Origin of the sequence: Mesorhizobium sp. C089B, from assembly GCF_030323125.1 — a bacterium.
In the GTDB taxonomy this organism is placed as follows: Bacteria; Pseudomonadota; Alphaproteobacteria; order Rhizobiales; family Rhizobiaceae; genus Mesorhizobium.
This window is the reverse complement of record NZ_CP100469.1, coordinates 677,203-689,491: the sequence shown is the minus strand read 5'-3', so window position 1 is coordinate 689,491 and position 12,289 is coordinate 677,203. Positions and strand designations below refer to the sequence as shown.

General features: G+C 64.6%; 11 protein-coding genes and 1 pseudogene. 4 read left to right on the top strand and 8 right to left on the bottom strand.

Annotated features, from left to right (window positions below; all coding sequences use genetic code 11):
- Positions 1-76: 76 nt before the first annotated feature.
- A pseudogene (locus NLY44_RS03455) lies at positions 77-1,626 on the bottom strand (trimethylamine methyltransferase family protein).
- Positions 1,627-1,715: 89 nt separating this feature from the next.
- Between NLY44_RS03455 and NLY44_RS03450 the strand changes: the two are divergent.
- Both NLY44_RS03450 and mutL read left to right on the top strand, forming a co-directional pair.
- Positions 1,716-2,618: a LysR substrate-binding domain-containing protein gene (locus NLY44_RS03450; protein ID WP_023702312.1), complete on the top strand. Its 903-nt coding sequence runs from the start codon at positions 1,716-1,718 to the stop codon at positions 2,616-2,618.
- 271 nt (positions 2,619-2,889) lie between these two features.
- Entirely contained in the window at positions 2,890-4,743 is a 1,854-nt protein-coding gene (gene mutL / locus NLY44_RS03445; protein ID WP_023805041.1) for a DNA mismatch repair endonuclease MutL, read from the top strand.
- A gap of 25 nt (positions 4,744-4,768) precedes the next feature.
- Here the strand turns inward: mutL and NLY44_RS03440 are convergent, their stop codons facing one another.
- Both NLY44_RS03440 and NLY44_RS03435 read right to left on the bottom strand, forming a co-directional pair.
- Entirely contained in the window at positions 4,769-5,560 is a 792-nt protein-coding gene (locus NLY44_RS03440) for a hypothetical protein (protein WP_156940983.1), read from the bottom strand.
- An 80-nt stretch (positions 5,561-5,640) separates the two neighbouring features.
- Positions 5,641-6,534, bottom strand: coding sequence for a DMT family transporter (locus tag NLY44_RS03435; protein ID WP_023805039.1), 894 nt, complete (start codon positions 6,532-6,534; stop codon positions 5,641-5,643).
- 92 nt (positions 6,535-6,626) lie between these two features.
- Between NLY44_RS03435 and NLY44_RS03430 the strand changes: the two genes are divergently transcribed.
- Positions 6,627-7,553: a LysR family transcriptional regulator gene (locus NLY44_RS03430; RefSeq protein ID WP_023805038.1), complete on the top strand. Its 927-nt coding sequence runs from the start codon at positions 6,627-6,629 to the stop codon at positions 7,551-7,553.
- Between the two features lie 17 nt (positions 7,554-7,570).
- Here the strand turns inward: NLY44_RS03430 and NLY44_RS03425 are convergent, their stop codons facing one another.
- Entirely contained in the window at positions 7,571-8,176 is a 606-nt protein-coding gene (locus NLY44_RS03425) for a hypothetical protein (RefSeq protein ID WP_023805037.1), read from the bottom strand.
- Between the two features lie 112 nt (positions 8,177-8,288).
- Between NLY44_RS03425 and NLY44_RS03420 the strand changes: the two genes are divergently transcribed.
- Positions 8,289-8,522 carry a DUF2093 domain-containing protein gene (locus NLY44_RS03420; RefSeq protein ID WP_023694434.1) on the top strand — a complete coding sequence of 78 codons (234 nt, stop codon included), beginning with the start codon at positions 8,289-8,291 and terminating at the stop codon, positions 8,520-8,522.
- A 60-nt stretch (positions 8,523-8,582) separates the two neighbouring features.
- On the opposite strand, the gene NLY44_RS03415 is transcribed toward NLY44_RS03420, so the two are convergent.
- From NLY44_RS03415 to NLY44_RS03400, 4 genes are all read right to left on the bottom strand, one after another.
- On the bottom strand, positions 8,583-9,065 hold the full coding sequence (locus NLY44_RS03415) for a PM0630 family protein (RefSeq protein ID WP_155922435.1): 483 nt from the start codon (positions 9,063-9,065) through the stop codon (positions 8,583-8,585).
- 89 nt (positions 9,066-9,154) lie between these two features.
- The gene (gene lpxK / locus NLY44_RS03410) at positions 9,155-10,183 is read right to left on the bottom strand and encodes a tetraacyldisaccharide 4'-kinase (RefSeq protein ID WP_023805035.1); all 1,029 of its coding nucleotides are present in this window, start codon (positions 10,181-10,183) and stop codon (positions 9,155-9,157) included.
- On the bottom strand, positions 10,184-11,500 hold the full coding sequence (gene waaA / locus NLY44_RS03405) for a lipid IV(A) 3-deoxy-D-manno-octulosonic acid transferase (protein ID WP_023689593.1): 1,317 nt from the start codon (positions 11,498-11,500) through the stop codon (positions 10,184-10,186).
- Entirely contained in the window at positions 11,497-12,285 is a 789-nt protein-coding gene (locus NLY44_RS03400; protein WP_023805034.1) for a lysophospholipid acyltransferase family protein, read from the bottom strand. The genes waaA and NLY44_RS03400 overlap by 4 nt, the downstream gene beginning before the upstream one ends.
- Positions 12,286-12,289: the final 4 nt, after the last annotated feature.

Genomic DNA, 12,289 nt, shown 5'->3' with positions numbered 1-12,289 from the left:
TTTGAAAACTGTCATGTCTTTCTCCCTTGCGGTTCCCATCGGGTCTTCGCCCGTTATCAACTCATTCGTCGTTCTCTTAGCTAACGCTGTCGGGCAGCCTCTCTTCGCGCTGCGCGATAAAGTCCCTGAGGCCCTCGGCAATGCCCTCATCGAGTTTCGGCTCTTCATAGTCGGCCAGCATGTTGCGGGCTTTCTCGCGGCCGCGCGTGTCGTGGTCCTTCGCCCCTCCAGCCTTCCATTGTTCGTAGGAGTTGAAATCCATGATGGTGGGCATGAAGAATGCCGACTCGTAATGATCGAGCGTGTGCTGGGTGCCGAGGAAATGGCCCTGCGGCCCGACCTCGCGGATCGCCGCCATGGCCTCCTTGAAGTCGTCGAACGGCAGGCCGCCGGCATATTTGTACCAGCCGACAAGCTGCTCGCAGTCGGTGGCGAATTTCGAATAGCCGCAGGTCAGCCCGGCCTCCAACCAGCCGGCGGAGTGCCAGATATAATTGGCGCCGGCGAGGATGGCGGCATGCATCAGCATGTTGGATTCATAGCCGGCCTGGGCGTCGTTGAGCTTGGAGCCGACATGGAAGCCGGAGGTTCGCCAGGGCAGTTTGTATTTCCGCGCCAGCGCGCCCATCAGATACATCATCTGGGCGGCTTCCGGCGTGCCGCCCATCGGCGCGCCGGTCTTCATGTCGACCGTCACCATGAACTGGCCGTAGATTTGCGGCGAACCCGGGCGCAGCAGTTGGGTGAAAGCGACGCCGGCCAGTGCTTCGGCATTGACCTGCGCCACCGCGCCGACGGCCGAGGCCGAAGTCGATGCGCCGCACAGCGCAAAGGGAGCCAGGATCAGCGGCTGATTGCTGCGCGCATAGACCTTCATCGCGTCCAGCATGGTGGCGTCCCACACCAGCGGCGAGTTGCAGTTGGTAATCGACACCAGCACCGGGTTGTCGCGAACGAAATCTTCGCCAAAGACGATGCCCGCCATCGCCATCGTGTCTTCGGCGCGGTCTTTGGAAGTAACGATGCCCATGAACGGCTTGTCGGAATGCTTCAGCGCCGAATGGATGATGTGGAGATGCCGTTTCGGCACCGCGATCTCCATCGGCTCGCAGATGATCGAACTCGACGAATGCAGCGCCGGGGCCATGTAGGCGAGCTTGTGAAATTGTTGAGGTCTTCAAGCGTGCCATAACGCCGGTTGTTGTCGAGGTCGCGCACGTAAGGCGCGCCATACATCGGCGCGAAGATGGAGTTCTTGCCGCCGACGCGCACGGTGCGCTCGGGATTGCGCGCATTGAGAGTGAACTCGGATGGAACCTTCGCGACCAGTTCCATCAGGAGGCCGCGGTCGATGCGGACGCGTGTCTCGGACACGTCGGCGCCCGCCGCCTTCCACATGGCGATCGCCTCGTCGTCGCGGAACTCGCAACCGACCTCTTCGAGGATAGCGAGTGACTCCTGGTGGATCAGTTCCACCGCCTCGTCCGGGACCATCTGGTAGGTGGGGATCTCGCGGACCAGCGTCGGGAACGAGGCGACGGGGGCGCTCCTCAGCGCCTTGCGTCCGAGGCGACCGCCGCCGCGGCGGTGGGTTTGCTCGGTCAGTTCAGCGGCCGGTGCGTTCATGGAGCCTCCTCATTCCGTCCAACCAAGTTAGCGAGAGGAAATATGGATGTGATGCTGGAAAATCCTGATCTCTTGTATAAGCTCAACTTATGCGAAGCCTGCGCCATCTCCTACCCTCGGCCGGCAGCCTGATCGTCTTCGAGGCGGCGGGCCGGCTGTCGAGCTTCACTGCCGCCGGGCGCGAGCTCGGCATGACGCAGGCCGCCGTCTCCTATGCGGTGCGCGGGTTGGAGGAACAGCTTGGCGCGCAGTTGTTCCAGCGCCGCCACCGCCAGGTCGTCCTGACAGAAGCGGGCGAACGCTTCCATGCCGACGTCTCGCTCGGCCTGTCGCATATCCGCAAATCGGCGGAGGATCTGCGCCTGCAGGCGACCGGCGGTCATGTCACGCTGGCGGCGTCGACCGCCTTCGGCTCGTTCTGGATGATGCCGCGGCTGCAGCAGTTCCGCGACGAACTGCCGGGCATCGACTTGCGCATCCAGACCGCCGACCGCGATCTCGACATCATCGCCGAGGGCATCCCGCTCGCAGTTCGCGGCGGCGAACCGCGCGACTGGGCCGATTATCACTCGCTGCCGCTGGCCGACGAGGAGATTTTTCCGGTGGTTGGCGCCAGCTATCTCGCGAAATTCGGCATGCCAAGGAGCGTCGCGGAGCTGGCGACGCATCGCCTGATCCACCTCGAGGAGCCCTACCGCGAGGCGGCTAGCTGGGACGAATGGTTCCAGTCGGCGGGCGGCAGCCTCGACAACACCGCGCGCGGCCTGCGCATCAACGATTACGGCCTCGTGATCCAGGGCGTCATGGAAGGCCAGGGCATCGCGCTTGGCTGGCGGCATCTGGCCGAACGGCTCCTGGCGTCGGGGCTGCTGGTGCCGGTGACCGATCATGTGCTGAAGACCGGCAAGGCGTTCTATGTGGTTTGGCCGAAGAACCGGGAGTTGAGCGAGAATGCGCGGAAAGTCAGGGACTGGCTGGCGGCGCAGGCTTGAAATCGGTTGCAGCGTAGTCACTATCGCGGAGTTCCTTCACACCCCCCTCTGTCCTGCCGGACATCTCCCCCGCAAGGGGGAGATTGGCAGTTCATATGTCGCGTCACCCTTCAAGCATTGAAGATTGGCGAAAGCCGTCGTGACATCTGATCTCCCTCCTTGCGGGGAGATGGCCGGCAGGCCAGAGGGGGTGCTGTCCCGCTGGCGTCTCCAATGTCCGGCATTCATTGAAGCCTTCCGCACACCCTTCGAATCCGCCTATAATACCCCCATGCCCATTCGCCAGCTTTCCGAAACGATGATCAACCAGATCGCCGCCGGCGAAGTCATCGAGCGTCCGGCGAGCGTGGTGAAGGAACTGGTCGAAAACGCGCTCGACGCCGGCGCCTCCCGCGTCGAGGTCGTCACTGCCGGCGGCGGGCTGAACCTGATCCGCGTCACCGATGACGGCTCCGGTATCCCCGAACAGGAACTGGCGCTGGCCATTGCGCGCCACTGCACCTCGAAACTTGCCGACAACATTCACGATATCCGCTCGCTCGGGTTCCGTGGCGAGGCATTGCCGTCAATTGGTTCGGTGTCGCGACTGTCGGTTCGCTCGCGCACGGCCGCAGGCGACGCTGCAGCCGAGATCGCCATCGAAGGCGGCCGCGTTTCGGCGGTCAAACCGGCGGCGGCCAACCGCGGCACCACGGTCGAGGTGCGCGACCTGTTCTTTGCCACGCCGGCGCGGCTCAAATTCATGAAGGGCGAGCGGGCCGAAAGCTCGGCCACCAGCGACGTGGTCAAGCGCATCGCCATCGCCTTCCCTGCCGTGCGCTTTACGCTCGCCGGCTCCGACCGCTCGACGCTGGAATTGCCGGCAACCGACGACACGGCGGAAGGCAGCCTGCGCCGCGTCGCGCAAGTCATGGGCGCCGAGTTTCCCGACAATTCCATCGCTATCGACGCCAGCCGGGACGGCGTGCACCTGACCGGCCACGTCTCGATCCCGTCCTTCACCCGCGCCAACGCGCTGCAGCAATATGCCTATGTCAACGGCCGTCCGGTGCGCGACAAGCTGATCGCCGGCGCCATTCGCGGCGCCTTCGCCGACGTGCTGCCGCGCGACCGGCATGCTGTCACGGTGCTGTTCCTGACGCTCGATCCGGCGACCGTCGACGTCAATGTCCACCCAGCCAAGGCCGATGTTCGCTTCCGCGATCCCGGCCTGGTGCGCGGGCTGATCGTCGGCGCCATCCGCGAGGTGCTGGCCAATGCCGGCATCCGCGCCGCCACCAGCGGGGCCGCCGGGATGGTGGCGGCGTTCCGGCCGGGAGCCGCCTCCTACGCCCATGCGGGTCCTGCCAACGGTCATCGCAGTTATGACGCGGCCTACCGGGCCTCGGGCTTTTCGGGCTTTGACCGCTCGCCACAGCGGCCGCTGGATATGGGATTTGACGGCGCCGGCTTCCGCGAAAACGACCAGGCTGCATTCGACGCCGGTCCGCTCGCCAGCGCCGATGCGCGTGCCGGCTTAGCCGAGCCGGCCGAGACGCTGCTCGGCACCGCGCTGGGCGCCGCCCGCGCGCAGGTCCACGAGAACTACATCGTCGCCCAGACCAGGGATTCGCTTGTCATCGTCGACCAGCACGCGGCGCATGAGCGGCTGGTCTACGAGGCGCTGAAGAATGCCCTGCACTCGCGCGCGGTGCCCTCGCAGATGCTGCTTCTGCCGGAGATCGTCGACCTGCCGGAGGAGGACGCCGAGCGGCTGGCCATGCATTCCGAAACGCTGGCCCGGTTCGGCCTCGGCATTGAGCGTTTCGGTCCCGGCGCGGTGGCGGTGCGCGAGACGCCGTCGATGCTCGGCGAAACCAATGTCCAGCAATTGGTGCGTGATCTTGCCGACGAGATCGCCGACAACGACACGATCGAAACGCTGAAGGAACGACTGGACAAGATCGCCGCCACCATGGCCTGCCATGGCTCGGTGCGCTCCGGCCGGCTGCTCAAGGCCGAGGAGATGAACGCACTGCTGCGACAGATGGAGGCGACTCCCGGCTCCGGCACCTGCAACCACGGCCGCCCGACCTATATCGAACTCAAGCTCGCCGACATAGAGCGGCTGTTTGGGCGGCGGTGAGCACAAGCCAGGTCAGGCCACACGCTCAATTCACCAACAGGCGATAATCCTTGAACCTATGAGAGAAAACGTAATCCCTTGAGTAACCGGCGCTACCGCCGCGAAAATTCACGGAGATTATCTCGAAGCTTCTCCCAACCTGTTTTTGAACATTCATGTAGATGGGAGTCATCAGCATGCCGGCATCGCAATCGTCGTCATCGAAAGCGATCTCCTGAACGACCTTCTTTTTCTTCTTATCGATGACCCGCAGCTTATTCATGCAGACGAGAAAGCCCGCTTTCTCGTAGACCCCGGCAAATCTGTGGGTTGCTGTTTGCGCCCAGAAGGGAATCTCGACGGTGCCGTCAACCTTCGCCTCACCGGTATCGTCGAGGTTTGCGACCTTCTTCAGCGTGATCGGGAACTTGTCCGAGCCCTTGCTCCAAGTCCCTGTTGCGCCGCTTTCGCCAAGGTCGAGAGAAAACGGACATCCGGTGGTGCCAACGGGCGTTTTCGATCCCATGACCAGCACCCGGTCGAACTCCCTGTCGTCCGCAATCTCGCAAAGGAAGACGCTGGTGCCACTGATCTTGCCGTACACCGCTATCGGGCTTTGCTTCGCGTCGTGGAAATAGCTCCCCTCGACCGTAATCCCGCTGCCGAAACTGTCATATCTCTGCAGCGATAGGTGGACGGGGTTAGGTCCGATGGAGCCTTCGTAGTTTTCGACCTGATACCAGCCCGCGGCGGCTTTCCCGGTCAGCAGCAAAACGCAAAAAAATTGCCGATATGAACAGTCTTCCCATTCCGTCCCCCAGTGAAGGCAGCGTACCATAGCTGTCCTTCCTCTGGGTGTCTGCATTCTGATGGAAGCGGTTCTCGGTTTGAGTCCGAAAACAGCTCAAATCATTTGTTTTAACGCTTTAAATTCACCACGATCACGCCGCCCAGCGCCAGGGCGCCGCCGAGGATACCAAGTAGCGTCGGCACTTCGCCCAGCCAGAAGAAGCCGATCAGGGCCGACATGGGCGAGACCAGATAGAGGAAGTTCGAGGCGCGCGCTGCCGGAAGACGCGACAGTGCGGTTGCCCAGGCGGCATAGGCGATCAGGCTGGGCACGATGCCAAGAAAGATCACGGCGCCGATACCGGCCGTGTTGGCGACCGCGGCCTGCGCAAAGCCGCTCGGCAGAAAGGGTGCCAGGCAAAGAGCGCCAAGGATCATGTTGGAGGCCGAAATGGTCAGCGGGTGATGGCGGGCAAAGAGCGGCTTCTGGACGATCGTGTTGACGGCCGAGCACAGCGCGGAGCCAAGAACCAGCAGCGCGCCGGTGTCGAAACTCAAGCCATTGCCGTCAGCCACAGCGATGATGCCGATGCCGGCGAAAGAAATCGCCGTGCCGAACCAGGCCCAGCTTGAGAAGCGCTCGCCGAGCAATGCCATTGCCATGATGGCGGTGAAGATCGGGCTGACATTGATGATGAAACCGGCGGCACCCGCCGAAACCGTCAATTCGCCGAAATTGAGCATGACAGTGTAGAGCGCGACGAAGATGGCGCCGCCAAAGACCAGGCGCCACACTTCGTCGAGCCTCGGCAGCGCCGGGCGCCTGACGGCAAGAAAGATCGCCGCCGGCACCGCGGCAATGGCAAAGCGCAGCGCACCGAGTTCCAGCGGCCCGAAAGCGGCGAGGCCGGCACGGATCGCGGGAAAGGCCGAGGCCCAGCCAACCACCGTCAAGGCCACGGCGATGGCCGCCGTGGTGTCCATCCGCTGTGTCGGATTCGACGTGCTGGTCGTTGCGCTCATCTGCCTGTCCTCGGGTTCCCAGAGTGTTGAAAGGCAGAAAGCGCCTTTTCGGCGCCGTTGACAAACGATCAAATCGAGGATCACCTGTGACTATGGATCACAGCTCAGACACAATGGTGCCGCTCGAGACCCTGCGCGCCTTCGATGCGGCGGCGCGAACGGGGAGCTTTTCGGCCGCGGCCGAGAAGCTCAACATCACCCACGGCGCCGTCAGCCGGCAGATCGCCAAGCTGGAAGACTGGCTGGGCTTGAAAGTGTTCGACCGCGGCGCGCGTGGCGTCTCGCTGACCATCGAGGGCAACCGCCTGCATCTGCGCACGGCGGAAGCCTTTGCGCTGATCTCCAGCCATTCCGACCGCTGGGTCGAGCCGCGCGGCACCGCCGTGGTGCGGCTGACCTCGATACCCTCCGTCAGCGGGCTGTGGCTGATGCCACGCATGGCGGCGCTGGAGAACAATCCCACCAAGCTGCGCATCGTGCTCGACGTCGACATCCGCCAAGCCGACCTTGCCGATGAAGGCATCGACCTGTCGGTCCGCTGCGGCCGCGGCGGCATTCCGGGCCGCATCTCGGTGAAGCTGTTCGAGGAACATGTCTTTCCCGTCGCCGCGCCCGGCCTTGCCCGCGAGATCGGCCGCGGCGACCCGGCCCGGCTGCTGAGGTTTCCACTGATCAACGATTCCGACGCCTCCGGCTGGCGTGCCTGGTTTGCCGCGCAAGGGATGGACTACCGCCCGCGCCCGCAGGATCGCCGCTTCGAGGACTACAATCTGGTGCTCGACGCTGCCGCCTATGGGCTCGGCATCGCGCTGGCACGGCCGCCGCTGACCGGACACCAGTTGGAGGCAGGCCGCATCGTCGCCGTCGACGAGCGCACGGCGCTGAACCCGGTGTCGTACTGGCTCGACCGGCCGCTCGGGCGGCCGCGCATGGCTGCCGCCGAACTTTCTCGCCGGATCGCCGTCGAGGCGGGGCTGGCGATGGACAAGATGGAAGCGTTCCTCGAAGCCGAGCGATAGCGGCGATCGTTCGGTGCTCAGCGAAGCACCAGCAGGGCGAGCCCGACAATGGCAACGGCCAGAAACCCGGCAGCCAGCGCCATCAGGCCGACACGCATCTGCTGCCGGCCTTCGGGCTGGACCGTGTCATTCGACCCAGACATCGCCTGCCCCCGCTTCGCCGCCGCGTCGGTGGCGGAGGCGCGGCGCGGCGGCGAAACCCCCGGTGCGAGAAGCGCAAACCAGGGCAGTCCTGCGGGCTTTGCGGCAGCGCCATCTTCGGCCCTTGCCGGCGGCAGCGGCAGACCGCGCTGTGCATCGTCGTTCGCTGGCGTCGCCTTGCCTATCGCAGCGGTTGTCGGCCCGGTATCGTCGGGCGTGGCGTCACTAGGCTCGGCAAGGGCCAGATAGGCCTGGAGGATCTCGGCAGAACCCGTCTGCTGCCCCTTTGCCGTTGCCGCGGACAACAGCGCCTGCAGCGCCGGCGCCGCTGCCGGCTGCAAAGGCGCGCCGGACGGCGTCGGCGGCTGCACCAGCGCCTTTATAAGTGCTGCTTTCGCCGGATCGGCCTTCGCCGACGGCAACGCTGCCAACATCATGGCCTCACGCAGCAGCGCGGTCAGGCGGGCGGATGAAATGTCCATACCGGTCCCATAAGAATGGTTTGGAGCGACAATAGCGCCTCAGCATTGCGTCAAGCTTGACCTTGCCGGCAATTTATGGCGATGAAATCAGCATGAATCTTGGCACCACTCCATGATGAACCGCTTCGAAGGCCCCGGCGGCAAGGAAGCCCGTATCCGCTATCTCGACGGCGACTTCCAGGTCACCAGCCCCGGCGCCTTCGTGCGCTGCGCGGTGACCGGCGAGAGCATTCCGCTGGACGAGCTCAAATATTGGAGCGTCGCCAGGCAGGAGCCCTATGTCAGCGCCGCCGCCTCGCTGCGCCGCGAGATCGAGATGCATCCGGACCTGCGCAGCCGGGGTTAGATCGGCACACCGGAAAGCAAGGCTCACCGTCGATCTGATTTTCCTGGAACGCCTGCAGGACTATGGCTTTGAGGATGCCGGCGCGTTTTCGACCGAAAAGTCGAATTTATGAACAAGCCGATCTCCGACAAGCACTTTGATGGAATACGGCCCGATCGGATCACCCTCGGCCATGCACCAGCCATGCGAGATCCATCCGTCCTGCGGTTTGTAGAACATGGTGGTCTCGGAGACCCTTCGATCGCCCGATAGCTTGCTCAAGCTGTATTCGTTTCCGTCGATACCACCCCACTGCCTGGGCTCCGCGGGAAGCGCGAACACCTCGGTGACCGATACCAGTCTGTCGCCTTGCGCCAGACGTACGCGCCATTCAAAGCAGGCGCTATCGGGGATAAGCGGTACAATGTTTGAGGGCCGAACGTGGGTAGCACCGTCCGCTTCGGTGACCGAGACCAGAAATTCGCTGTCGGTCGCGGTGGGTGCCTGCGCCGAAGATGGGTTCGCCATCGCCACAAGAACAAAGCCCACAAAGAGTGCCCGCAACCTAACCATTCCACCCCCCGCGCTGAAGCCGGTCTGACTTATAATAGTGATAAGCGGCGAGAAATATCCTGTGTCAACGCGGGAGCGCCCTACCCTCGCAGCCGGCGCTGTCTCCAGGCACCCAGCGTCTCGTCGATGATGCGCTCCGGCACAGTGTCGAGTTCGAACGTGGCGTCGATCTCCAGCACGGCGAGTTCAGCGAGGAAATCGGCCGGGGCAGCGCCGTGGCGCAGCCGGGCGGCGTCCTTGGCGGTGGTGACGAGGCCCAGTCCATCGCGGCGCGCGGTTGCCGCCAGTTCCGCGAGTTCATCAGGGGCATAGAAGTGATGGTCCGGAAACGACCGGCTCAGCGCCACTTCCGCACCAGTGCCGCGCAGCGTGTCGAAGAATTTTTCGGGGTGGCCGATGCCGGCAAAGGCGAGGAACCGCCGGCCGGCGAACCGCTCCTTGGCCGCGGGCTCGGCATGCGCCTCGAAGATCGGCCGGCCGGCACGCGCCGCTTGGCGCACGACCTGGTCGGCGGCAGCGCCCTCGCCCATCTTCAACAGCCCGTCGGTGAACACCAGTTGGTCGACGATGTTGGCTCTCAGCGGACCGCCCGGAATGACCCGGCCGTTGCCGATGCCGTAACGGGCGTCGACGACGACCAGCGCATAATCGATATGGATGCGCGCGCTCTGAAAACCGTCATCCATGATCAGGAAATCGCAACCATGGGCTTCCAGGAGCAGCTTGGCGCCGGCAGCGCGGTTGGGGCTCACCGCAACCGGCGCGTGCTCGGCCAAAAGCAGCGGCTCGTCGCCGACATGCTTGGCAGCGTCGTGACCGGCATCGACGACATGCGGCTGCGCGAACGAGCCGCCATGGCCGCGCGACAGGAATCCGGGATTGAGTTGCATGCGCCTGGCCTGCTTTGCCAGCGCGATGGCGACCGGCGTCTTGCCGCTGCCGCCGACGGTGAAGTTGCCGACGCAAAGCACTGGCGCGTCGATCTTTTCACGTACCGCCCGATGCATGCGGCGGCCGGCGACGATGCCATAGACGGCTGATAGCGGCGACAGCGCAAAGACCCGCCAGTCCGGCGCTTCCCACCAGAAAGGTGGTGCTTCCGACGCCACCTATCGCCCGTCGGCGCCCTTCAGGCGCGACTTGACGATCAATGGCTGGATATAAGGCTCGAGCGACTTCAGCGTGTGCGCCAGCGCACCGCGCATCTGGTCGACTGTGGCGGCACCGGCCGCCATCATCTCGTGGCGCGCAACTTCATTGCTCAGCAGGAAATTGACGGCGCCGGCCAGCATGTCGCGGTCGCGCACCAGCTTGGCGCCGCCGCTGTCGAGCAGGCGCTGATAGGCCTCGCGAAAATTCTGGACGTTGCGGCCGGCCAGCACAGCGGTGTCGAGCATGGCCGGCTCCAGCGGATTCTGGCCGCCTTCCGAGGTCAGCGAGCGGCCGACAAAGGCGATTTCCGTCAGCCGGAGATAAAGCCCCATCTCGCCGATCGTATCGCCGAGCAGGATATCGCTGTCGGCGGTGATCCGGTCGCCCTTGCTGCGCCGCGCCAGCTTCAGGCCCATGCCGGAAATCTGTGCGGCCAGCGCTTCGGCGCGGTCGGGATGGCGCGGGACGATGATCGTCAGCAGGCCATGGTGGCGCTTGTAGAGCGTGGCGTGGACTTCCGCCGCGACCACCTCCTCGCCGTCATGGGTCGAAATTGCCGCCCAGGTCGGGCGGCCGGCGATCTGGCGCTTCAGCGTCGCCAGCGCCCGTTCGTCGACGGGCGGCGGCAAGGTGTCGACCTTGAGGTTGCCGGACACGGTGACCGGCCGGGCGCCAAGCGCGCGAAACCGTTCGCCGTCGACATCCGACTGGGCAACGACATGTGCAAGGTTCTCGAACAGCGCCTCGGCGATGTTGGCGCGCTTCTTCCAGGATTTGAACGAACGGTCGGAGAGCCGGCCGTTGACCAGCACCTGCGGCACGTGGCGGGCGCCGAGCTCGAGGATCGTCATCGGCCATATCTCGGATTCGGCGATGATAGCCAGGTCCGGCCGCCAGTGATCGAGAAAGCGGCTGACGGCCGGCTTGAGGTCGAGCGGAACATATTGGTGGATGATGCGGTCGCCCAGCCGTTCGTCGGCAACCTGCGCCGAGGTCACTGTTCCCGTCGTCAGCACGATGTTGACACCGTAGTCGAGGATGCTTTGCACCAGCGGCACGACCGCAAGGGTCTCGCCGACGCTTGCCGCATGGATCCAGATCACCGGCCCTTCGGGGCGCGGCCGCCCGGCAACGCCGTAGCGCTCACGGCTGCGGCTGCGGTCTTCCTTGCCCTGCGATGTGCGCCAGGCGACATAGGGACCCATCAGCGGATAGGCGGCTGCACCGGCAAGGCGGTAGGCCGCCAGGAAGGCGCGCGCCCAGCCGACGCTCATGGCCTGCCGTCCACGAGCCGATAGGCCTCGGCGGTTGCGGCATTGAGCGCGGCCGTGACTTCCTGGCGCTTGCGCTCCATTTCGGCCTCGTCGGCATTGGCCGGCACGAAAACCGGCGTTCCGATGACGATCGAGGAGCGGCCGAACGGCAGGTTGATGGTGGTCTTGTCCCAGCTCCTTTCCAGCACCTTGCGGCGGCTGGTGGCGATGGCGGCAGGCATGATCGGCCGGCCGGAAAGGCGTGCCAGCAGAACGATACCAAGCCCCGCGTCGCGCGGCGTGCCGTGGGGAATGTCGGCGATCATGGCGACGTTCTTGCCGGCCACGAGTGACTTTTTCAGGGCGATGAGCGCCTTGGCGCCGCCCTTGTCGAGATGCTTCGTGCTTTCACGCCCGCCGGAGCCGCGCACCGCCTCGATGCCGAATTTTTCGATCATCAGCGCGTTGAGTTCGGCGTCGGCGCTGCGCGAGACCATGGCGACCAGCGGCCGTCCCTTGGGATAATAGGCTGGGGTCAGCAGATGCTGGCCATGCCAGAGCGCGATGATGCCGGGTTCGAATTCGGCGTAGTCGCCGCCTGAAAATTTAGCCGAGCCTTCGACCACGCGGTTGGTCAGGCGCACCAGGCGGACGAACTGGGCGAGCAGGCTGACGATCATGCTCTTGACGATTCGCGACTGCGCCAACGGCTCGCGGATCTTGCGCCAGAATGTCTTCGAACTGCCGCCGCGTCTTCTTCGGACCGCGGCGCCGGTGGGCTGCCCTTTCACCGTTTCATGCTCCATCGCT